Origin of the sequence: Pseudomonas sp. P1.8 (genome assembly GCF_001269805.1) — a bacterium.
Classification (GTDB): Bacteria; Pseudomonadota; Gammaproteobacteria; order Pseudomonadales; family Pseudomonadaceae; genus Aquipseudomonas.
In genome coordinates, this window is record NZ_LHVM01000020.1 from 1 (window position 1) to 21,040 (window position 21,040).

Here is a 21,040-nt window from a genome sequence, read left to right on the forward strand (position 1 = left end):
CATGGATCCGCGGGTGAGGCAGTCAGGACAAAAGGATCAAAGGCGTCGGCTATCCAAGCGAGGGGACTCTGAGTTTCGGCGCCTGTTTCACAACAGTGCCATGGCCGCCAGCCGCTCGCCGGTCTGGAAACCGTACTACCAGAGCTACCTGGCCAGAGGCCTAAAAGGTACTCAAGCCTTGGTTATCCTGGCACGCAAGCTCGCCAGAGTGATGTTCGCGCTGATGAAAAACCAAAGTGAATACACGCCAAATTCTATGCTTGGGAGTTCCCCCCAAACATAGAATCTCCCACAATAGGATTGGATACATCTTTGAGAGATTGGTCGGCTGACAGGCCGCCACCGTCGGAACGCCGCCCGGAGCAGGCTCGCCCCTACAGAAGAGCAAAGGCAGAACAGCGTACACCAAGCTCTTCACCACTCATCAGGCCGAGCGTTAGCTCGCCTTCAGCTTTTGATCCTGATCCACCCGCCCCGTCGGAAGGCTGAGTGGAGGTGTTCATCCGGGGGTGGGCGCGAAGCGCCGTTCGACGAAGTCGAACACATCGAGAGGAGGTCGAAGCGAAGCCGACCGGAGGCGATGCCCCCGGATGAATGCCGGAGCGAAGGAACACCGAGCCTCAGCGAGGGGCCGGACGTCAGGGGCGAGCCTTTTTTTGCTTACTTTTTTGGAGGGGTTTGAAAAAAAAGTGAGTCGCCGTAAGGGCGAAACCAAAAGTGGCCGTTACCGAAAAAACGGATATGCACTCACCCTCTCAGCCAACAAAAAACCCAATGAACCTGGTCGGCCCGAAGGCCGCCAAGGTCAAACCATCAATCCGACTCTTTGCGAACCCGAAACCAGGCCGCATAGAGCGCCGGCAAAAACAGCAGCGTCAACGCCGTCGCCACAATCAACCCGCCCATGATCGCCACCGCCATCGGCCCGAAGAACACACTGCGCGACAACGGAATCATCGCCAACACCGCCGCCAGCGCCGTCAGTACAATCGGCCGGAACCGCCGCACCGTCGCCTCGATAATTGCCTGCCAAGGCTTGAGCCCCGCCGCGATATCTTGCTCGATCTGATCGACCAGAATCACCGAGTTGCGCATGATCATCCCCGACAATGCAATCGTCCCGAGCATGGCCACAAACCCGAACGGCTGACGGAACACCATCAGGAACAGCGTCACGCCGATCAGCCCCAACGGGGCCGTCAGAAACACCATCGCCGTGCGTGAGAAACTGCGCAATTGCAGCATCAGCAACGTCAACACCACCACGATGAACAACGGCACCCCGGCCTTCACCGAGTTCTGTCCGCGCGTCGAATCCTCCACCGTGCCACCGACATCCAGCAAATACCCATCCGGCAATTCAGCGCGGATCGGATCAAGCGTCGGCATGATTTGCTGCACCAACGTTGCCGGCTGCTCCTTGCCATAAATATCGGCCCGCACCGTCACGTTAGGTAGCCGATTGCGATGCCAGATCACGCCTTCTTCGAAGCCGTATTCCAGGGTCGCTATCTGCGACAACGCCACGCTGCGACCGTTGTCCGTCGGTATCGCCAGGCTCGGCAGCAACGACAGCTCCGTGCGTTCATGCACCGTGCCGCGCAGCAGGATCTCGATCAACTCGTTGTCTTCGCGGTACTGACTGACGCTGGAACCGGTCAGCGAACTTTGCAAGAACTTCGACAGGTTCGCCGTGCTCACGCCCAATGCTCGGGCGCGGTCCTGATCGATGTTCAGATAAACGACTTTGCTCGGTTCTTCCCAATCGAGGTGAACGTTGACCACATGCGGATTTTCCCGAACCTTGGCGGCGACTTTGCGTGCCAGAGCGCGGACTTCCTCGATGTGTTCACCCGTGACCCGAAACTGCACCGGATAACCTACCGGCGGACCGTTTTCCAGGCGTGTGACCCGCGAGCGCAGGGTCGGGAACTGTTCGTTGAGCGTTGAGATCAACCAGGTGCGCAGAGGTTCGCGATCCTCGATGGTCTTGGCCAGCACGACAAACTGGGCGAAGCTCGGGGCAGGCAGTTGTTGATCCAGCGGCAGGTAAAAACGCGGCGAACCGGTGCCGACGTAGGCCACGTAGTTATCGATCCCTGCCTTGTCCTTGAGCAATGCTTCGAGACGTTTGACCTCCTCGGCGGTGTTGCTCAAGGAAGCGCCTTCGGCGAGTTTCAGGTCGACCATCAACTCCAGTCGGCCGGACGCCGGGAAGAACTGCTGCGGAACAAAACGGAACAGCACGATGGAGGCAATGAACAACACCACGGTCGCCGTGATCACGGTTTTACGCCAGCGCACACACCACTCCACCACACGCCGGACACGCTGATAGAACGGCGTGGCGTAAGGATCTGGCTGGCCAGGGCCGTGTTTCGACGCATGAATTTTCGCCAGGTCCGGCAGGAGTTTTTCCCCCAGATAAGGCACGAACAGCACCGCCGCCACCCACGATGCCAACAGCGCGATGGTGACCACCTCGAAGATCGAACGGGTGTATTCGCCAGTGCCCGATTGCGCCGTGGCAATCGGCAGAAAACCGGCCGCGGTGATCAGCGTGCCGGTGAGCATCGGGAACGCGGTACTGGTCCAGGCATAGCTCGCCGCTTTGACCCGGTCGAAGCCCTGCTCCATTTTGATCGCCATCATTTCCACGGCAATGATGGCGTCATCCACCAGCAGGCCCAGCGCCAAAACCAACGCACCAAGGGAAATCTTGTGCAGACCGATGCCCAGGTAATACATGCAGGCAAACGTCATGGCCAACACCAGCGGAATCGCCAGGGCGACCACCATGCCGGTGCGCACGCCGAGGGAGAAAAAACTCACCAGCAACACGATGGCCAATGCTTCGACCAACACCTGGACAAATTCGCCGACACCGGTCTTCACCGCGGCTGGTTGATCGGACACCTTGCGCAGCTGCATGCCGATCGGAAGGTCTTTCTGGATGCGGTCGAACTCGATTTCCAGCGCCTTGCCCAGCACCAGAATATCGCCGCCGTCCTTCATCGCGACCGCAAGACCGATAGCGTTCTCGGCCATGAAGCGCATGCGCGGTGCCGGTGGATCATTGAAGCCACGGCGCACATCGGCCACATCGGAGATACGGAACGTACGATCTGCGACGCGGATCGGGAAATTCTTGATCTCGTCAACCGTCTGAAAATTCCCCGTTACCCGTAACTGCAATCGCTCGCTGCTGGTTTCGAAGAAGCCCGCCGTAGACACCGCATTCTGCTCTTCAAGCGCCTGCTGTACCGCCGCCAGTGGCAGGCCGAGGGTGGCGAGTTTGACGTTCGACAACTCGATCCAGATTTTCTCGTCCTGCAGGCCGAGCAACTCGACCTTGCCCACGTCCTTGACCCGTTGCAACTGGATCTGGATGCGGTCGGCGTAATCCTTGAGCACGGCGTAGTCGAAACCCTCGCCGGTCAGGGCGTAGATGTTGCCGAAGGTGGTGCCGAATTCATCGTTGAAAAACGGCCCTTGAATGCCCGGCGGCAAGGTATGGCGAATGTCGCTGACCTTCTTGCGCACCTGATACCAGAGCTCCGGAACCTCCACCGAATGCATGGAGTCACGGGCGATGAAGGTCACTTGGGATTCACCGGGGCGAGAGAAAGAAACGATGCGATCGTACTCGCCGGTTTCCATCAGTTTCTTTTCAATGCGCTCGGTAACCTGGCGCGAGACTTCCTCGGCGGTCGCCCCCGGCCAGTTGGTGCGGATCACCATGGCTTTGAAGGTGAACGGCGGGTCTTCACTTTGGCCGAGCTTGGTGTAGGAAAGAGCGCCGACGATGGCGAGCAAGAGCATCAGGAACAGGACGATCTGGCGATTGCGCAGCGCCCAGGCAGAAAGATTGAAACCCATCGGGGATTACTCCTTGTCGGCCAGATTGACCACGCGATTGGAGCGATCCACCGGGCGCACGGATTGCCCGTCCAGCAGCACATGGACGCCGGCGGCCACTACCCAGTCGCTGGCGTTGAGGCCTTCGAGTACCGGTACGCTTTTCTCGCCAAAGGCACCGACCCGCACCGGTGTCTTTTTCAGCGTGTTGTTGGCGCTGACGACCCAGACATAGGTCACGCCGCTTTCTGCGGTCAGCGCCGACAGCGGCACCGACAGCGCAACGGTTTCGGCGGTCTGTATGAAGACGCGGGCGCTCTGTCCGAGTTCGGCGGGTACCTTGGTACTACTGAAAGCGATGCGCGCAGCGAAGGTACGGGACTTTGGATCGGCAGCCGGCGACAGCTCGCGAATACGCCCGTCGAAACGCTGGTCCGGCTGCGTCCACAGTTCCACCGATACTGGCTGACCGACCTTGAAGCGGCCAAAGCTCTGTTCCGGCAGGCTGATCAGGACTTCACGTTCGCCATCGGTGGCCAGGGTAAACACCGTTTGCCCGGCCGCGACGACTTGCCCGACTTCCACCGCACGCTTGGCGACCACGCCATCCTGCGGCGCACGCAGCACGGCGTAGCTGGCCTGATTGGTCGAAACGTTGAATTCGGCTTTGATCTGTTTGAGACGCGCTTCACCAGAACGGTAAAGGTTTTCGTGGTTGTCGTACTGCGAGCGGCTGACCAGTTGACGCTCCATCAGGGTTTTATAGCGATCACGCTCGGCGCGCACCATGCTCAGGTTGGCCTCGGCGGCCGCGACCTGGGCGCGGGTGGCTTCCAGTTGCAGGCGCACGTCCTGGGGATCGAGTTCCGCCAGCGGCTGATCGGCCTTGACCCTCTGCCCTTCGTCGACCAGTCGTCGGCTGACTTTGCCGCCGATGCGGAACGCCAGGTCCGGCTCATAACGGGCGCGTACTTCACCGGGATAGCTTTCCATTGCCTGGGACGAAGGCTCTGGCTGAACCACCATGGCCGGACGAATGCTGACTTGCGGCGCCTCTTCGTGACCGCACGCCGTCAATAAAAATGCCAGGCTGACCGGCAACGCGAGGGGCAAGGCATAGCGGAACATGGTGAAGGACCTTTCGCTAATGGTGCTTGGAATAATTATACTGGCGAGTATGTTATTAATAGCAAACTCACCAGTCCAGTAATAAAAGCGAATATGTCGAACAATCTTTCAGCACCCAATGGCCCGGGCCGCCCCAAGGATCTGACCAAGCGCCAGGCGATCCTCGATGCAGCGAAAACGCTGTTTTTGACCAAGGGTTATGCCAACACCAGCATGGATGCTGTCGCCGCGGAAGCCGGCGTATCGAAGCTGACGGTCTACAGCCATTTCAATGACAAGGAGACGCTGTTCTCCGCCGCCGTGGTGGCCAAGTGCGAAGAACAACTGCCGCCGCTGTTTTTTGAATTGCCCGAAGGCGTGGCGGTGGAAACGGTGCTGCTGAACATCGCGCGCGGTTTTCATCAGCTGATCAACAGCGACGAGTCGGTGAACCTGCACCGCTTGATGATGACCCTGGGCAGCCTGGACCCGAAACTCTCGCAGATTTTCTTTGAGGCCGGGCCCCAGCGCATGGTGCTCGGCATGGAACGTTTGCTGAGCAAGATCGACGAAAGCGGCGCGTTGAGCATCGACAAACCGCACAACGCGGCCGAGCACTTCTTCTGCCTGCTCAAGGGCGCGGGGAATTTTCGTTTGCTGTACGGCTGCGGCGAGCCGCCGGTGGGTGAAGCGGCGGAGAGCCATGTGCGGGAAGTGGTGGGGTTGTTTATGCGGGCTTATCGGCCTGAGTGAACCTGATGGCTTGAGCGTGTCCGGGCTGACGCCTTCGCTGGCAAGCCAGCTCCTACAGGGCCCGAGGTGTTCCAAAATCCTGGGGCCGACACAAAACCTGTAGGAGCTGGCTTGCCAGCGATGAAGGCGACTCGGTCCTAAGGCTTGAGCGCCTTCTTCGGATAGATGTCATACCGGCTGGATTTACCATCCAGCGCATGACTCGGCTTCGGCCCTTCAATGCACGGCGCCTTGCGTGGCCGCTTGACCACCACCCGATGGCTGGCCAGCGCCAACGCCGCTTCGAGCAACGCCGGTGCATCCGGGTCATCACCCACCAACGGTCGGAACAGGCGCATTTCCTTCTTCACCAGCGCGGTTTTCTCGCGGTGCGGAAACATCGGGTCGAGGTAGATCACCTGCGGCGGCTCACCCTCCCAATTGCGCATCACCTCGATCGAATTGCCCTTGAGCAAACGCATGCGCGCCACGATCGGCGCCACATCGAAATCTTCCGCCCCTCGGGCCAGGCCATCCTCAAGCAAGGCACCAATCAATGGCTGGCGCTCGATCAGGCTCATCTCGCATCCAAGGCTGGCCAGCACGAACGCATCCTTGCCCAGCCCCGCCGTAGCGTCCAGCACCCGTGGACGCACGCCCTGCGCCACACCAACAGCCTTGGCGATCATCTGCCCGCTGCCGCCACCGTACAGACGGCGATGGGCCGCACCGCCTTCGACGAAGTCCACCCGCACCGGTCCCGGCGCATCCGGCCCCAACTGTTGCAGTTGCAAACCCTGCTCGCCCACCTGCAAGGCAAACTCGCCCTCAGCCACTTGCAGCGGCAAGCCCAGGCGCTCGGCCCATTGCCCGGCCTGTGGCTCGAACGCAGGGGTCAGCGCCTCGACATGGATGCGGCACACCGCGGGTTGATCAATCATCGGAAAACACGCTCAAAAAATTAATGATCGGCAAAAACGGCCGATAACAAAACTATCGAGCATTTTGCCAGAGCTGAGCGTCGACCGAGAGAAATGTCAGACATTCAACCCACAATCACAGGTTTTATCTCGCCCTACGGCGACTACAACCTGCGAAACACCCAGACGCTGAGCGGCGTCAGCCACATCTGGCAGGATTTCTTTGCCCGTGCGCTGGCCGAACAGTCGGGTGAAGTGCTGCCTGAATCACTGAACTTTCCACCGGTCGATCTCGACAGCCCGGTTGAACCTACCGTCGGCAGCGACCTGCTGGCGCACATCGTTTCCCAGCGTGAATGCGATGTGAAGGACAACGAAGTCCGCCCGCCCGAACCGTTGTTCCTGCCGATTGCCGAGTTCGAAATGGACCTGGCCGACAAACCATTCCCAGCGTTCCCGGCGGATGAAATTGTCGCCCAGCAGAAGCAACAAGACTTCGAAAGCGGCTGGGTTCGCCCGATCGTCCTTAACGCCGGCCAGCCTGTGGCGCAGATCACCCCGGCACCACAACCTCGTCCGCTGCACTTGCCGATCGCCGAATTTGAACTCGACTTGCTCGACAAACCATTCCCGCCGTTCTCACCGAAAGAACTGGCAGAACAACAGAAACAATTCGATTTCGATAACGGCTGGGCCCGCCCGATTGTCCTGCAAAACCTGCGCATCGCCGCCTGAGCCTTAACGACAAACCCACCACGGCCCGACATCCACATGAAAGTGATTGCGGTGGGCTGCGTTGTAGTCCGGGCTCAACACCACACTGAACATGTCGCAGGCGCCATCGCGGATCTGTCTTAGAAACTGTGCGTCCTGGTTATCCTTGGGCCAATCCTTGAGCACGCTGATGGATCGACCGTCGGCCAGGCGAAAAGCGGCGATATCCAGTGCATCGGCCGACGCGTGCTGACTGCGCCGCCCATTTTCACGCCCATAAACGTTACGACAGGCAAAGCTGCCGAGATGATCGACTCGACCGACCGCTTGCCCGTAAACGGTCTGTGCGGCGGGCTGCAAGACGTGGTGTTCGAACAAGGCAAACGACACAGCGAGGCGGCAACTGGCGAGGAAACTGCTGCTCAGGGCTACCTCGCCGCCCTGCACGCGCAGGGCATTGGTGAGCGGGCATTTGGCATCAGGGCTGTCAGCCTGCGGGGCCACGCGCAAACCGGAACTGCTCAAGGCCTGTGCGCACAGTTGCGGGTCATCGCGCAGGCGCATCAGCTTGTAGCGGGTCAGCAGGTTGGGCGTGGCCTTCACGTCCAGCGGTGCCCAAGGGTTCCATTGCGGTGGCACTACCAGCCAACCGCGCCAGGCACCCACACCCGCCGCAGCGATGATCGACAGCACCAGCAACAGCCACCACCGGAACCGCATCGTCAGCCTTTGAACAATTGATTGGCCTGTGCGTACGGCATTGAACGCGAGGTGAAGCCGAATGTGCCGGACGTCTTGATCTCTTCGGCTGCACGATAGAACTCGCCCAATGCCGCCAATGCCAGCGCCGAGCCGACACTGACGCGCTTGACGCCCATTTCGCTTAGTTGCTGCACGGAGAGTTTCAAGCCGCCAGACATCAACACATTGACCGGTTTCGGCGCCACCGCACGGACCACCGCCAATACGTCTTCAGCACTGCGCAAGCCTGGCGCATACAACACGTCGGCCCCGGCTTCGGCGAAGGCCTGCAAGCGGCGAATCGTGTCGTCCAGATCCGGATTGCCATGCAGAAAATTCTCGGCCCGGGCCGTCAGTGTGAAAGGGAAAGGCAAGCTGCGGGTGGCTGACACGGCAGCCTCGATACGCGCCACAGCATGCTCGAAACAATAGATCGGAGCGCCTTCACGCCCCGTCGCATCTTCAATCGAACCACCGACAGCCCCCGCCTCTGCCGCGCGCAAAATGCTCTTGGCGCAATCGGCGGGGGCGTCGGCAAACCCGTTTTCCAGGTCCACCGCCACCGGCAAATCTGTAGCAGCGACAATCGCCCGTACGTTAGCCAGCGTGTCGTCCAGGGTCAGACCACCATCGGGACGAGCCTGGGAAAAGGCATAGCCGGCACTGGTGGTCGCCAGCGCCTCGAAGCCGAGACTGGCGAGCAACTTCGCCGAGCCGGCATCCCATGGATTGGGAATCACAAAAGCGCCGCTGCGTTCGTGCAAGGCTTTAAACGCTTGGGCTCGAAGGGTTTGCGCGTCCATTGACAGGCTCCTGAAAAAGGCGAACGAATCCGCCTTCAGAGCAAGCCAAGTTGCTCGGCGGCGGGTTCTCTGTATAGCTCAGGCAGCGCTGGCAAGCCAGGCAAACGCAACATCAGGCGCCCATGAAAACGCTGCGCCAGTTTCGCCGCGAGCACATTATCGGCGGTATGCAGGAAGATATATGGCGTACGCCCCTCTTCGATCCACCGTGCGACTTTCTCCACCCACGGCAACAGGAATGGATCGTTGGCTTCAAGCTCGGGATGACCGATGAAACGCACCTGCGGGAACTGCGTAAATGCTGCCGGACGCGGTGGGACTCGAGGTTTCTTGGATTGCGCATGGAGCACCGACGGCTCGGTCGAGGTGCAGCTGAACAGCGCACGCGGATCGAGGCAGATGCGTTCGACACCGCGATCGAGCAACAGGCGATTGAGCATGCGCTCGCTATCGCCCTTGGCGAAAAAATCGTCGTGGCGCACCTCCACAGCCAGAGAGTGCCCAAAGGCGTCGATAAATCCGGCCAGTTCGGGCACGCGTTGCGGCGTGAAGCTTTTCGATAACTGCAACCACAATGGCGACACACGCTCGCCGAGGGGTTTGAGCAATTGCAGGAATGTTTCGGCGGCGGTGAGCTGTTCGCGCAAGTCGCCGCCGTGGCTGATCTCGCGGGGGAATTTGGCGGTGAAACGAAAGTGCTCGGGCATGGTTTCGGCCCAACGCTGCACGGTGGTTGCAGACGGACTCGCGTAGAAGGTCGTATTGCCTTCCACGGCGTTGAAAACCTGGGAGTAGAGATTCAGAAATTCAGCGGGTTTGGCGTCTGGCGGATACAGATAGTCACGCCAGGCGTTTTCACTCCACGAGGGGCAACCGAGGTAATACGGCAGCAACATCAGATGTACAGATCGAGACCCAGCACGTCCGCATCCCAGTCGACGAAAGCTGCAGTGCTCAGGTAACTGGCCAAGGCCATTGCCACGCTTTTGCTCATCGCACGGTGGTAAAGCATGTCCTGCTGACGGGCGGGGAGATTGCTCAACTTTTGCGCAGAAGCTTTGGCGGCGCGGGCAGCCAGTTGCTCTTCAGTTGGAATTTCCAGCTCGCCGTCGATATCGACGGATTCGTCTTCCTCCACACGGCCTTTGCGAGGCTTGCGATTGATGGGATAGGACTGAGAGGAAACGCCGTCTATACGCATAGAGATATGCTCGGGATCAGTGATGGCAGTTTAGTGGCGCATCATCCACTTCGCAAACCGCCGAGTGATAACTAGAACACATAAAAGACAAAAGGTTTAAAAGCGGTGGTTAGAAACCGATGATTGGTGTTTCTGTAAAAGAATCGCAGCCTGCGGCAGCTCCTACAGGCAAATGCGATCGTCTGTAGGAGCTGCCGCAGGCTGCGATCTTTTAAGGCTTAACGTGCCTTCGGCGTCGCCACTTTATCGCGCAGATAAACCGGCTGTGCCTCATCGGCGACGATCGCCTCGCCACGATCCCAGGCAAAGCGCGCCAGGGTCAGCAAGTCTTCAGCGTGAGGCAACATGCCTGCGTCCTGCCCGCTCAGGCTGACAGCGATACGCTCGGCATATCCCCAACCGGTGCCCGCGCCAAACCACTCACCGTTGGCATCGGCCGGCAACGCAGCCGACTCTGGTGGCAGCACGGCTTCAGCGCCGACCAGACGCATCTCCCCCGCTGTCTCGCGGTAGCAACCCCAATACACTTCGTCCATGCGCGCGTCGATGGCCGAGGCGACCTGGCTGGCACCGTGTTCGCGATAGGCACGCTGGGCCAACACGGCGAGGTTCGACACCGGCAGCACCGGGCGCTCCAGCGCGAACGCCAAGCCTTGCACCACACCGATGGCAATGCGCACGCCGGTAAACGCACCCGGCCCGCGACCGAACGCAATGGCATCGACTGCTTGCAGGGTGGTCCCGGCATCGGCCAGCAACTGCTGAATCATCGGCAACAGCTTCTGCGCATGCAGGCGCGGGATCACCTCGTAATGGCTCGTCACCTTGCCGTCATGCAGCAAGGCAACGGAGCAAGCTTCAGTCGCGGTGTCCAGGGCCAGCAAGGTGCTCATCGATGTATCCACAAGAAAGGTCAAAAAAGTGCGTCAGTATAAACAACTACGGCCCGCAAGCGGGCCGTAGAAGGTGAAGCGATTCAGACTTTTCAGCTCAGCGCTGCCAGCACCTTGGCGGTGATGGCTTCAACCGAACCCACGCCTGCGATATGGCTGTACTTCGGCTTGCCGTTGGCGGCCGACAGCTTCTGGTAGAAATCCACCAGCGGCTTGGTCTGCGAGTGGTAGACCGACAGGCGATGACGCACGGTTTCTTCGGTGTCGTCCTTGCGCTGTACCAGTTCTTCGCCGGTGATGTCGTCTTTACCGGCAAGTTTCGGCGGGTTGTAGACGATGTGGTAAACGCGGCCGCTGGCCTCGTGAACACGGCGACCGGCGATACGCTGAACGATTTCTTCGTCTTCAACGGCGATTTCAACCACTGCGTCCAGCTCAACGCCTGCAGTCACCAGGGCTTCAGCCTGAGGAATGGTGCGCGGGAAGCCATCGAACAGGAAGCCATTGGCGCAGTCGGCCTGGGCGATACGGTCTTTGACCAGCGCGATGATCAGGTCATCGGAGACCAGGCCGCCGGCATCCATGATGCTCTTGGCCTTGATGCCCAGCTCGGTGCCAGCCTTGACCGCGGCACGCAGCATGTCGCCGGTGGAGATTTGCGGAATGCCGAATTTTTCGGTGATGAACTGTGCCTGAGTACCTTTACCGGCCCCGGGAGCTCCCAGCAGAATGACGCGCATCGATGTGCTCCTCAATTTTTTATATAGATAACGTCAGATTCGCCTCGTGGGGCCAATCTCAAAAATAGGGTCGTGACCGCCCAAACGGCCAAAGGCTGATCAAGATACACAGCAGGCTGCGCCCACACAAGACGCCGAAAGTCGGAGAAACCGCTGCCTCATGCGACCATTGCGCACAGTTCCCCAAGTCGCAACCCCATCATTAACTGTCGCCTGGTAACACTTTTGGACCTGTCACAGGCCGGCATCCGACTCAACCGCCGGATGCCTGATCTCACAACAAAATCGTTAGCCGGTGTTACGCAATCCGGCGGCAATCCCCGCTACAGACACCAGCAGCGCCTGTTCTACCGGGCTGCCCTGCGCCACGTCCTGTTGCCGCGAACGGGCCAGCAACTCGGCCTGCAATAGATGCAGCGGGTCAAGGTAGGTGTTGCGCAAACGGATGAACTCGAGGGTCGCTGGGCTATGTGCCAGTAGCTGCGACTGCCCGGTCAGGCCGAGGACGATGGTGCACGCCTGCGACAATAGGTCGCGTAAGTGCGCGCCCAACGGCAACAGATCCGGCTCGACCAGACGCCCGTCATAGGACTGGGCAATTTCCGCGTCGGCCTTGGCCAGGACCATTTCCAACATATCGATACGGGTGCGGAAGAACGGCCACTGCTCGCGCATCTGTCCCAACAGCTCGCCTTCGCCGCGCTCCAGCGCCTTGCTCAAGGCCGCTTCCCAGCCGAGCCAGGCCGGCAACATCAGGCGCGTCTGGGTCCAGCCGAAGATCCACGGAATCGCCCGCAAGCTTTCAATTCCGCCGGCCCGACGCTTGGCCGGACGGCTGCCGAGCGGCAAACGTCCGAGTTCCTGCTCCGGCGTCGACTGCCGGAAGTACTCGACGAACTGAGGATTTTCCCGCACCACGGCGCGGTAAGCGCTGACACCATCTGCCGCCAATTCATCCATCAAGTGCCGCCATTCTGGCGTCGGCGGCGGTGGCGGCAGCAGCGTCGCTTCGAGCACCGCCGCCAGGTACAGATTGAGGTTCTGTTCTGCGATGTCCGGCAGGCCGAATTTGAATCGGATCATTTCGCCTTGTTCAGTGGTGCGAAAACGCCCCGCCACCGAACCCGGTGGCTGCGACAAAATCGCCGCATGTGCCGGGCCACCACCACGCCCCACAGTGCCACCGCGGCCATGGAACAACAGCAGTTCCACTTGTTGTTCGCGGCAGATATCCACCAATCGTTCTTGCGCCCGATACTGCGCCCATGCAGCCGCCGTAGTACCGGCGTCCTTGGCCGAGTCGGAGTAGCCGATCATCACTTCCTGCGGCCCTTGCAAGCGTGCGCGATAGCCCGGCAACAGCAACAGCTTCTCGATCACCGGCCCGGCGTTGTCGAGGTCGGCGAGGGTTTCAAACAACGGCACGACGCGCATTGGCCGCAATACGCCGGACTCTTTGAGCAGCAATTGCACAGCCAGCACATCGGAAGCGGCACCGGCCATGGAGATCACGTACGAACCGAGGGACGCCCCCGGCGCAGCCGCGATTTCGCGGCAGGTTGCCAACACTTCGGCCGTGTCGGCAGACGGTTTGAAGTAGGTGGGCAGCAACGGTCGGCGGTTGCTCAGTTCACGCATCAGGAAGGCAATGCGTTCCTCTTCGCTCCAGTCTTCGTAGCGACCGAGGCCCAGGTAATCGGTGATTTCAGTCATGGCCGCACTGTGCCGAGACGAATCCTGACGCACATCGAGCCGCACCAGGAAAAGGCCGAATGTCACAGCCCGGCGCAGGCAATCGAGCAGCGGACCGTCCGCGATCACACCCATGCCGCAATCGTGCAACGAGTGGTAACACAGCTCCAGGGGATCAAGCAGGTCGCGATTGTTTTGCAGTACATCGGCGGTGGCTGGCGCAGGTGCTGACAGCGCGGTGTGTGCCCAGTTGCGCGTCGCACGCAGGCGTTCGCGCAGTTGCTTGAGCACCGCCCGATACGGTTCGGCACTGTCCCCGGCCTTGGCTTTCAATTCATCACTGGCCTGCTGCATCGACAGTTCGGCAGCGAGGTGATCGACATCACGCAGGTACAAGTCAGCCGCCATCCAGCGCGCCAACAACAGCACCTCGCGGGTCACGGCCGCGGTCACGTTGGGGTTACCATCGCGGTCGCCGCCCATCCATGACGCAAACCGAACCGGCGCAGCTTCCAATGGCAAACGCAGGCCGGTGGCGGCATGCAGCGCCTGATCGGCTTTTCGCAGGTAGTTGGGAATCGCCTGCCAAAGCGAATGCTCGATCACCGCGAAACCCCACTTGGCTTCATCGACCGGTGTGGGGCGCGTGCGGCGGATTTCTTCGGTGTGCCAGGCTTCGGCGATCAGGCGCTGCAGCGTGGTTTTGATCTGATCGCGTTCGGCAGTGGTCAGATCGCGGTGGTCCAGCGCGGCCAGTTGCGCGGCGATGGCGTCGTACTTCTGGATCAATGTGCGCCGCGCGACTTCGGTCGGGTGTGCGGTCAATACCAGTTCGATTTCCAGTCGCCCCAATTGCCTGGCCAGGGCTTCCGCACCGTGACCTTCGGCGCGCAGGCGAGCGAGCAACTCTGGCAACACCCGGGATTCGAACGGCGCCTGCTGGGATTCTTCACGACGATGAATCAATTGGTACTGCTCGGCGATGTTGGCCAGGTTGAGGAACTGGTTGAATGCCCGCGCGACCGGCAGCAATTCATCTTCGGTCAGCTGATTTAGGCTGGCGCTGAGTTCGACGTCCATGGAGCCGCGACGGTCAGCCTTTGCGCCCTTGCGGATCTGCTCGATCTTGTCGAGAAACCCCTCGCCATACTGTTCACGAATGGTATTGCCCAGCAGCTCACCCAGCAGGTGAACGTCTTCGCGCAAGCGTGCATCAATATCGGTCATCAGCAGTTCTCCAGCAAAAATCCGGGCGGCTACGAACCTAGAGAGTGCCGCGCCAGACAGGTTCTTACAAGCCAGTCGACGAAGGACCTTTAAACCTTGCGCGTTAAAGCTAGTCTGAAGAGTGGGTCGTACAACGGCCGTCATCGGCTACGGCCGGACACTCTCCAGACCTGCCACGAGCAGGCGTGCAATGAGGTCATTATGAAAATCCGCGAGCTCGCCCACCACTGGGAAGAAAACGCCAAGGGTCGTCTGACCGATACCGGCTATGCCATCCATCTGGACGTAGAGTCTGCCGCACGGCTGGCGGCGATCATCGAAATGTACCCCAAGCGACACCCTGAAGAACTGCTCGGCGACCTGATCGGCGCCGCGCTGGAAGAACTGGAAAGAAGCTTCCCGTATGTGAAGGGCTCGACCGTGGTCGCCACCGATGAAGAAGGTGATCCGCTGTACGAAGATGTCGGGCCGACCCCGCGTTTTCTGGCGTTGTCTCGCAGGCATCTACACGATTTGTCGACCGGTCACGACAAGCAGAAACACTGATTCATTTCCCCGCCTTACCGCTCAATGTGGGAGCGAGCCTGCCCGCGATGTTCCTTAACCAAACCGCGTGATATCTGAAAAAAAGCGGCGTCGTTAAGTCCATCGCGAGCAGGCTCGTTCCCACAAATAGCGACTTAGAGCCCTGTCGACTCACTCAAGATTTTTTCGATAGCTAACTAAATTCTCTGAACTTTCAAAAAAAGCCTCGGGTCAACCCCAGTAACCACACCTGGGACGAGCGTTTCTGAACACACCGCAAACGAAGGTTAAAGCTCCTTGCCCAGGATGGATTTCGACGTTTTTTCAGGAGCTGGCCCAATGGAGTTGAAGACCATGAAAACCCGAACTGGTACATCCTCGTTCACTCACCTGCGCAGCTTGAAACTGGCGGCACTGGCCCTCGGTAGCAGCCTTGTGCTGGCCGGTTGCGCCGGCAACCCGCCGACCGAGCAATACGCAGTGACCCAATCGGCCGTCAATGACGCGGTGAGCGCAGGCGGCACCGAATTCGCCGCCGTGGAAATGAAGTCCGCCCAAGACAAGCTCAAGCAAGCTGAAATTGCCATGCACGACAAGCAATACGACCAGGCCCGCACACTCGCCGAGCAGGCCGAATGGGACGCTCGCGTGGCAGAGCGCAAGGCCCAGGCAATGAAGGCTGAACAATCAGCGAAAGACGCTCAACAAGGCGTTCAGGAACTGCGTCAGGAAAGCCAGCGCACCGTTCAATAAACGGCGTGGCACGACGTGTTTCTTACTCGACTAAAAGGACGAAATCATGAAGCGTAATCAACTGATGATCCCTGCTCTACTGGCTGTTACCGTGTCTTTGGCGGCCTGCTCGACACCTCCCAACGCCAACCTCGAACAGGCCCGCACCAACTACACCGGCCTGCAAGCCGACCCGCAAGCGAGCAAAGTTGCCGCCCTGGAAACCAAGGAGGCCAGCGACTATCTGGGCAAGGCCGACCAGGCTTACAGAGACAAGGAAGACGCGGCCAAGGTTGATCAGCTTGCCTATTTGACCAACCAGCGGGTTGAAGTGGCCAAGCAAACCATCGCCCTGCGTACCGCGGAAGCCAATCTGAAAACCACCTCGGCACAACGGGCCGAAGCGCGCCTTGACGCTCGCGATCAGCAGATCAAACAACTCAAGGACAGCCTCAACGCCAAGCAGACCGACCGCGGGACACTGGTGACGTTCGGTGACGTGCTATTCGCCACAGACAAGGCCGAGCTGAAATCCACCGGGCTGATGAACATCAACAAACTGGCGCAGTACCTTCAGGAGAATCCCGACCGCAAAGCGATCGTCGAGGGTTACACCGATAGCACCGGTACGGCATCGCACAACCAGTCGTTGTCGGAACGTCGCGCGGGTTCCGTACGAGCGGCGCTGGTGAAAATGGGCGTTGACCCAACCCGCGTCGTCGCCCAGGGCTATGGCAAGGAATACCCGGTGGCAGACAACACCAGCACCTCGGGACGGGCGATGAATCGTCGGGTGGAGGTGACCATTTCCAATGACAACCAACCGGTGATACCGCGTTCGGCGGTGAGTGCCAATACGCAGTAACGGGTCTCAAGATCAAAAAGTTCGCAGCCTGCGACAGCTCCTACAGGGAGTAGGTGTAGGAGCTGCCGCAGGCTGCGATCTTTTCTGCTGGGTTACGGCGCCAGCTTCTGCGGCGTTTCCTGCCCCATGCAACGCACAGCTTTTTTCTTGTTGTCCACCAGCACACCGGTCAGGCCTTTCTGCTCCATGTCAAACAACACCAGCACGCCATCGATGCACTGCGCCACTTGCGCGGCCGGCTCCAGGGAGACTCGGTAGTCTTCGCCCGGCACGGTCTTGAGCATGGTGAACTCGTTGAGCAACAGCGCATCTTCGGGTTTGGCGAAGTGCAGGTAGCCGTACCACCACAGGGCACCGACGGTGCCGAGGATGCTGCAGATACCGGTGATGATCAGCGGGATGGCGTTACGTTCTTCACTCATTACAGACTCTCTGGTGGTTCATTTTCAGAATTCGGGGGTGCCGGGTAATTGGGGATTTCACCCAGGCGGCGCAGGCCGTTGAAGTGCTGCGGGTCTTCGAGGTATCGCAACATGACGGTGCGCCAAACCGGGTTGGCGAACGTCTGCACATGCCCGCCGCGTGTCAGTTGCAACACCCGCGGCGGCGGCGCAGCTTGATACAGACGGATGCCATTGGAAAGAGGCACGATCGGATCGTCGATGCTGTGATAGAGCAGTTTCGGCACGCCATTGAGTTGCGCCATGGAATTTATCGCGCTGTCGCCGTCCGGCACCAGCCACGACAACGGCACCTGGAACGGCCAGGTCAGCCATGAAGTGCTGAGCGCGAACTGGCCGACGCTGCGGTAACTGGCAGGGGCGCCATCGAGAATCAGGGCTTTGAGCTGCTTCTGACGCTCCGGGTGTTGCACCAGGTAATGCACGGCCATAGAACCGCCGAGACTCTGGCCGAGCAGGATCAGCGGCTTTGCTTTGACCTCTGGCGCCTGGTCGAGCCATTTGAAGGCGGCGTCGATGTCCTGATAGATGGCCGGCAGACTCGGTTCACCTTCGGACAGACCGTAACCGCGGTAGTCCACAAGTAATACCTGGTAACCCTTTTTCGGCAGCCAATAGCTTCCGCCCAAGTGCATCGGCAGGTTTCCGCCATTGCCATGCAGGTGCAGCACCGTGCCTTTGACTTCGACGCCTTGTTTCGCAGGCAGCCACCAGGCATTCAGCTTGAGGCCGTCGGCGGTGGTCAGGGTGATGACGCGGTACTCGAGCCTGGCCTTTACCGGGGTGAACAACTGACCGGGTTCGGGATAGAACAGCAGCGAACTGCAACCGGTCAAGGTCAGGAGAAGCCAGAGGGTGCCGAGGATTCTCATCCGGTGAAACCTCGCAGATTACGGGATTGGAATGGATCCCCTGTAGGAGCTGGCTTGCCAGCGAAAGCGGTTCAACATGCAACATGGTTGTTGTCTGATATGACGCATTCGCTGGCAAGCCAGCTCCTACAAGGAAGGTCGCCAGGATTACAGGATGTTGGAGTAATCCGCCTCGATCCGGTCCAGACTCAGGTGGTTGAGGAAGTTCGAGAAGCACATCCACGCCGACAGCGCGTTCATGTCGCGGAACTGCTCCGGCAAGTACTTGGGCGGCACCACCAGGCCTTCGTCCACCAACTGACGCAACGTGCGCATGTCTTCCAGCGTGGTCTTGCCGCAGAACAGCAGCGGTATCTGCTCCAGCTTGCCTTTGCGCACGGCCAGCTGAATGTAGTTGTAAATCATGATGAAGCCCTTGAGATAGGACAAGTCTTTGGTAAATGGCAGACCTGTCGGTACCGAGCCACGGAAAACGCGGCTGGTGTTGCTGTAACTCTCGGGCATTTCGAAACCTTGCTCGCGGAAGAACTCGAAGACTTGCATGAAGTCGGCGCCCTCCTCGACCATGTGAATGGCGCGGGTGCGGTTGGTCAGTTTGCGCAGGCGACTGGGGTAAGAGGCGAAGGTAATGATCTCCATCAGGATCGCCAGGCCTTCCTGAGTCACCGTCGACGAGGGCGGCCCCTTGGAGAGAAAGGTGCAGATCGGCTGGTTCAAACCATTGAGCGTGGTGCCGACGTGCACCAGCCCTTCGTGGACTTCCAGGGCGCGGACGTCACGGTTGTTGAACATCGCATCGGAGCGAATCTTGATGTAGTCCGCGCCCGCCGCCGCATCCGCGACGATTCCGTCAGACTCGAATACCCGAATGGTTTCCTCCGCCTCGCCAAACACCTTGTTCAAGCGATGCTGAAGCATCTCGACCGCTTCCTTGGCGGTCAGGGTCTTGGGTTCATCCTTGAGGTCGCCACGGCCGTCGATGTTGTTCAGGTAATCGGAGAGCATCAGGCCCAGGTCGGACAAGGTCGGGTCGCCGGCGTGGAAGGCGTCCGAGGCGGCGCCGTACAACTCCTGGGAAATCAGGCCGAAGTCCTCGGTGCCGCGCGCTTCGAGCATGCGGATCACCATGCGGTATTCCTTGCACATGCGTCGCATGATCTGGCCGACGGGGTTGAACTGGCCGAGCTGGCGGGTGATGTCGCGCTCGATGTTCTGGAATTCCAGCTTCACTTTGCTGGAATCGAACGCCAGCGGCCGGTTGAGGTAATAGTCGCGATCGATCGCCGGCATTTCCTTGCCCTTGGCCTTGAGAAAACCCTGGCGAATGCTGTCGTCCCACTTGACCGCATCGAGGACGCGAATGGGCGTCTGCGCCAGCACAATGCGATCGGACAATATGCGTATCGACTGCTGGTAATCGTCCACCCGAAACTCCTGTAAGTACCTATTGTGTGCTGGTTATTTGATTTTGGCCTGACGCTGGTAGCGTACCGCCTCGATGAACACGTCGGAATTGGCCGGGTCGTCGAGGTAAGCCGCGACCTTGTCCATCGGGCTGTTGATCAACACACCCTCGCCGTCGTCAGTGTCAAACGCTTCGCCGCTCAGGGCGTTTTGTTTCAGCGCCTGGTTGATCTGTTCGAGGTCGAGGTTGTACAGCACCAGTTCACGCTGGTCGGTCAGTTCGAAGCCGCCGATGATGAAATGCCCACCGAACTGCGCCGGCACCTTCGCCGACAGATACCAGCGGCTGCCATGGCGCGACACGGTGAAGGGATAGGCTTCACGCTCCTTGGGTCTGGCCTTGAAGTAGCTGACGGCCTGATAGCGATTATCAGCGATGCGCGTCAGTTCCAGATTGACTGGCTCACCCCAGGCACTGGTGCTGGTCCATTTACCGAGCAACCCTTTGGGCGCGGGTTCGCTGGTGGGCAGCGGCTCCTTGAAGGTCACCAGACAGCCACTGAGTAACAGGAACGACAAGGCGATCACAACGAAACGCCAGGCTTTCATTCAACACTCCCTTTGAACACACACCACTTTCGTAGGAGCTGCCGCAGGCTGCGATCTTTTGATCTGGCTTTGCAGCGGTATCGAGAAGGTCAAGATCAAAAGATCGCAGCCTTCGGCAGCTCCTACAGGGGTTATACCGACGCGAGTACCAAATGCATGTACCGCGTCAGATTGCCGAGCATTTCCTCTTCGGCGACCGGCTCGGTGTCGTTGATCAGGCCCTGATATTCCATCCGTCCGATTATAGCCGTCAACACTTTGGCATCTTGTTGCGGCTCACGCGAGCCCAATACCTGGAAAAGCTGGCAGGAGCCCTGCAAAAGGATTTGCTGATGCGAGCGTACCAATACGGCAAGGCGTGGGTTGAGCAACGCTTCCTGACGGAACGCCTGCTCCGCCAACAGATGCTCGCGGCGCGTAACCAATTGTCGATGCACATAGTCCGCCATCAACCGTGCGATATCGTCCGCCAGATTTGAACGGGCCTGCGGGCTACCGTCGCCACTGGCGATCATGTCACGCAGCAGACCTTCGTTGTTCACCCACAACTTGGCCATGTAGGCCGCGCTGCGTTCCACGTATTGCGCGAAGGTATCGGTGAGCAAGTCATCGATATCCTTGAAATAGTAGGTGGTCGCCGATAACGGCACTTGCGCCTCGGCGGCCACTGCACGGTGTCGCACAGCGCGTACACCATCGCGCACGACGATGCGCATCGCGGCGTCGAGAATGTCCTGTCGTCGCTGTTCACTGCCCTGTCGGCTGGCCTTGCGGCCCTGGTACTGAACACTTTCAGCGACCGCAGTGGCGATACCCGCTGCACCTTCTTGAGCCATTGCACCGTTCACGACAGGAATCCTCTCACTTCAAAAGTAACCAATTGATACGTTTGTACCAGACAGGCAATAAAAAGCCGCCCATTTCAGGCGGCTTTTTAATTGAAA

Annotated in this window: 21 protein-coding genes; 6 read left to right on the plus strand and 15 right to left on the minus strand. The window is 59.6% G+C overall.

From position 1 onward, the window contains the following. On the plus strand, nucleotides 1-283 hold a 283-nt coding region (locus AD668_RS21830; protein WP_156322386.1), incomplete at its 5' end, for a transposase. Nucleotides 284-813: 530 nt separating this feature from the next. Here AD668_RS21830 and AD668_RS21835 read toward each other — a convergent pair. Together AD668_RS21835 and AD668_RS21840 are read right to left on the minus strand one after the other, a co-directional pair. Continuing rightward, nucleotides 814-3,879 (minus strand): efflux RND transporter permease subunit, encoded by a 3,066-nt coding sequence (locus AD668_RS21835; RefSeq protein WP_053162112.1) that lies wholly within the window; start codon nucleotides 3,877-3,879, stop codon nucleotides 814-816. 6 nt (nucleotides 3,880-3,885) lie between these two features. Beyond that, a complete protein-coding gene (locus tag AD668_RS21840) occupies nucleotides 3,886-4,986 on the minus strand; it encodes an efflux RND transporter periplasmic adaptor subunit (RefSeq protein ID WP_053162113.1) in 1,101 nt (366 codons plus the stop codon). Nucleotides 4,987-5,079: 93 nt separating this feature from the next. Here AD668_RS21840 and AD668_RS21845 point away from each other — a divergent pair, with 93 nt between their 5' ends. Then, entirely contained in the window at nucleotides 5,080-5,718 is a 639-nt protein-coding gene (locus AD668_RS21845; RefSeq protein WP_053162116.1) for a TetR/AcrR family transcriptional regulator, read from the plus strand. A gap of 137 nt (nucleotides 5,719-5,855) precedes the next feature. Here AD668_RS21845 and AD668_RS21850 read toward each other — a convergent pair whose 3' ends face one another. Continuing rightward, nucleotides 5,856-6,638 (minus strand): class I SAM-dependent methyltransferase, encoded by a 783-nt coding sequence (locus AD668_RS21850; protein ID WP_053162118.1) that lies wholly within the window; start codon nucleotides 6,636-6,638, stop codon nucleotides 5,856-5,858. Nucleotides 6,639-6,731: 93 nt separating this feature from the next. Here AD668_RS21850 and AD668_RS21855 point away from each other — a divergent pair, with 93 nt between their 5' ends. Then, the gene (locus AD668_RS21855; protein ID WP_053162119.1) at nucleotides 6,732-7,352 is read left to right on the plus strand and encodes a hypothetical protein; all 621 of its coding nucleotides are present in this window, start codon (nucleotides 6,732-6,734) and stop codon (nucleotides 7,350-7,352) included. A gap of 3 nt (nucleotides 7,353-7,355) precedes the next feature. On the opposite strand, the gene AD668_RS21860 is transcribed toward AD668_RS21855, so the two are convergent. The 7 genes from AD668_RS21860 to ppc form a co-directional block, all read right to left on the minus strand. Continuing rightward, entirely contained in the window at nucleotides 7,356-8,051 is a 696-nt protein-coding gene (locus AD668_RS21860) for an extensin family protein (protein WP_053162121.1), read from the minus strand. A 2-nt stretch (nucleotides 8,052-8,053) separates the two neighbouring features. Further along, nucleotides 8,054-8,875 (minus strand): oxaloacetate decarboxylase, encoded by an 822-nt coding sequence (locus tag AD668_RS21865; RefSeq protein WP_053162123.1) that lies wholly within the window; start codon nucleotides 8,873-8,875, stop codon nucleotides 8,054-8,056. Nucleotides 8,876-8,910: 35 nt separating this feature from the next. Continuing rightward, the gene (locus AD668_RS21870; RefSeq protein WP_053162125.1) at nucleotides 8,911-9,771 is read right to left on the minus strand and encodes a DUF72 domain-containing protein; all 861 of its coding nucleotides are present in this window, start codon (nucleotides 9,769-9,771) and stop codon (nucleotides 8,911-8,913) included. Next, on the minus strand, nucleotides 9,771-10,076 hold the full coding sequence (locus AD668_RS21875) for a hypothetical protein (RefSeq protein ID WP_053162127.1): 306 nt from the start codon (nucleotides 10,074-10,076) through the stop codon (nucleotides 9,771-9,773). The genes AD668_RS21870 and AD668_RS21875 overlap by 1 nt, the downstream gene beginning before the upstream one ends. Before the next feature lie 218 nt (nucleotides 10,077-10,294). After that, a complete protein-coding gene (gene tsaB / locus AD668_RS21880; protein ID WP_053162129.1) occupies nucleotides 10,295-10,969 on the minus strand; it encodes a tRNA (adenosine(37)-N6)-threonylcarbamoyltransferase complex dimerization subunit type 1 TsaB in 675 nt (224 codons plus the stop codon). A gap of 92 nt (nucleotides 10,970-11,061) precedes the next feature. Further along, a complete protein-coding gene (gene adk, locus AD668_RS21885) occupies nucleotides 11,062-11,709 on the minus strand; it encodes an adenylate kinase (protein WP_053162130.1) in 648 nt (215 codons plus the stop codon). A 288-nt stretch (nucleotides 11,710-11,997) separates the two neighbouring features. Next, nucleotides 11,998-14,628 carry a phosphoenolpyruvate carboxylase gene (ppc, locus tag AD668_RS21890; RefSeq protein WP_053162133.1) on the minus strand — a complete coding sequence of 877 codons (2,631 nt, stop codon included), beginning with the start codon at nucleotides 14,626-14,628 and terminating at the stop codon, nucleotides 11,998-12,000. A gap of 201 nt (nucleotides 14,629-14,829) precedes the next feature. On the opposite strand from ppc, the gene AD668_RS21895 reads away from it, so the two are divergent. From AD668_RS21895 to AD668_RS21905, 3 genes are all read left to right on the plus strand, one after another. Next, a complete protein-coding gene (locus AD668_RS21895) occupies nucleotides 14,830-15,174 on the plus strand; it encodes a hypothetical protein (protein ID WP_053162135.1) in 345 nt (114 codons plus the stop codon). Between the two features lie 318 nt (nucleotides 15,175-15,492). Then, nucleotides 15,493-15,906 carry a DUF4398 domain-containing protein gene (locus AD668_RS21900; protein ID WP_053162137.1) on the plus strand — a complete coding sequence of 138 codons (414 nt, stop codon included), beginning with the start codon at nucleotides 15,493-15,495 and terminating at the stop codon, nucleotides 15,904-15,906. A gap of 46 nt (nucleotides 15,907-15,952) precedes the next feature. Beyond that, on the plus strand, nucleotides 15,953-16,750 hold the full coding sequence (locus tag AD668_RS21905; protein ID WP_053162138.1) for an OmpA family protein: 798 nt from the start codon (nucleotides 15,953-15,955) through the stop codon (nucleotides 16,748-16,750). A 92-nt stretch (nucleotides 16,751-16,842) separates the two neighbouring features. Here AD668_RS21905 and AD668_RS21910 read toward each other — a convergent pair whose 3' ends face one another. The 5 genes from AD668_RS21910 to AD668_RS21930 form a co-directional block, all read right to left on the minus strand. After that, on the minus strand, nucleotides 16,843-17,172 hold the full coding sequence (locus AD668_RS21910) for a hypothetical protein (protein WP_053162140.1): 330 nt from the start codon (nucleotides 17,170-17,172) through the stop codon (nucleotides 16,843-16,845). Beyond that, a complete protein-coding gene (locus tag AD668_RS21915) occupies nucleotides 17,172-18,083 on the minus strand; it encodes an alpha/beta hydrolase (RefSeq protein WP_053162142.1) in 912 nt (303 codons plus the stop codon). The genes AD668_RS21910 and AD668_RS21915 overlap by 1 nt, the downstream gene beginning before the upstream one ends. 147 nt (nucleotides 18,084-18,230) lie before the next feature. Further along, nucleotides 18,231-19,508: a flavohemoglobin expression-modulating QEGLA motif protein gene (locus AD668_RS21920; RefSeq protein ID WP_053162144.1), complete on the minus strand. Its 1,278-nt coding sequence runs from the start codon at nucleotides 19,506-19,508 to the stop codon at nucleotides 18,231-18,233. Between the two features lie 33 nt (nucleotides 19,509-19,541). Continuing rightward, nucleotides 19,542-20,096, minus strand: a complete 555-nt coding sequence (locus AD668_RS21925) for a hypothetical protein (protein WP_053162146.1) — start codon at nucleotides 20,094-20,096, stop codon at nucleotides 19,542-19,544. Between the two features lie 131 nt (nucleotides 20,097-20,227). After that, nucleotides 20,228-20,932, minus strand: a complete 705-nt coding sequence (locus AD668_RS21930; protein WP_053162148.1) for a TetR family transcriptional regulator — start codon at nucleotides 20,930-20,932, stop codon at nucleotides 20,228-20,230. Between the last annotated feature and the right edge of the window lie 108 nt (nucleotides 20,933-21,040).

Bases quoted from the DNA above. Each gene is read 5' to 3' on its own strand.
- AD668_RS21835 (WP_053162112.1), bottom strand. From the start codon at position 3,879: ATGGGTTTCAATCTTTCTGCCTGGGCGCTGCGCAATCGCCAGATCGTC.
- adk (WP_053162130.1), bottom strand. From the start codon at position 11,709: ATGCGCGTCATTCTGCTGGGAGCTCCCGGGGCCGGTAAAGGTACTCAG.
- ppc (WP_053162133.1), bottom strand. From the start codon at position 14,628: ATGACCGATATTGATGCACGCTTGCGCGAAGACGTTCACCTGCTGGGT.
- AD668_RS21865 (WP_053162123.1), bottom strand. From the start codon at position 8,875: ATGGACGCGCAAACCCTTCGAGCCCAAGCGTTTAAAGCCTTGCACGAA.
- AD668_RS21855 (WP_053162119.1), top strand. From the start codon at position 6,732: ATGTCAGACATTCAACCCACAATCACAGGTTTTATCTCGCCCTACGGC.
- AD668_RS21870 (WP_053162125.1), bottom strand. From the start codon at position 9,771: ATGTTGCTGCCGTATTACCTCGGTTGCCCCTCGTGGAGTGAAAACGCC.
- AD668_RS21875 (WP_053162127.1), bottom strand. From the start codon at position 10,076: ATGCGTATAGACGGCGTTTCCTCTCAGTCCTATCCCATCAATCGCAAG.
- AD668_RS21900 (WP_053162137.1), top strand. From the start codon at position 15,493: ATGGAGTTGAAGACCATGAAAACCCGAACTGGTACATCCTCGTTCACT.
- AD668_RS21845 (WP_053162116.1), top strand. From the start codon at position 5,080: ATGTCGAACAATCTTTCAGCACCCAATGGCCCGGGCCGCCCCAAGGAT.
- AD668_RS21915 (WP_053162142.1), bottom strand. From the start codon at position 18,083: ATGAGAATCCTCGGCACCCTCTGGCTTCTCCTGACCTTGACCGGTTGC.
- AD668_RS21905 (WP_053162138.1), top strand. From the start codon at position 15,953: ATGAAGCGTAATCAACTGATGATCCCTGCTCTACTGGCTGTTACCGTG.
- AD668_RS21850 (WP_053162118.1), bottom strand. From the start codon at position 6,638: ATGATTGATCAACCCGCGGTGTGCCGCATCCATGTCGAGGCGCTGACC.
- AD668_RS21930 (WP_053162148.1), bottom strand. From the start codon at position 20,932: ATGGCTCAAGAAGGTGCAGCGGGTATCGCCACTGCGGTCGCTGAAAGT.
- AD668_RS21895 (WP_053162135.1), top strand. From the start codon at position 14,830: ATGAAAATCCGCGAGCTCGCCCACCACTGGGAAGAAAACGCCAAGGGT.
- tsaB (WP_053162129.1), bottom strand. From the start codon at position 10,969: ATGAGCACCTTGCTGGCCCTGGACACCGCGACTGAAGCTTGCTCCGTT.
- AD668_RS21925 (WP_053162146.1), bottom strand. From the start codon at position 20,096: ATGAAAGCCTGGCGTTTCGTTGTGATCGCCTTGTCGTTCCTGTTACTC.
- AD668_RS21840 (WP_053162113.1), bottom strand. From the start codon at position 4,986: ATGTTCCGCTATGCCTTGCCCCTCGCGTTGCCGGTCAGCCTGGCATTT.
- AD668_RS21910 (WP_053162140.1), bottom strand. From the start codon at position 17,172: ATGAGTGAAGAACGTAACGCCATCCCGCTGATCATCACCGGTATCTGC.
- AD668_RS21860 (WP_053162121.1), bottom strand. From the start codon at position 8,051: ATGCGGTTCCGGTGGTGGCTGTTGCTGGTGCTGTCGATCATCGCTGCG.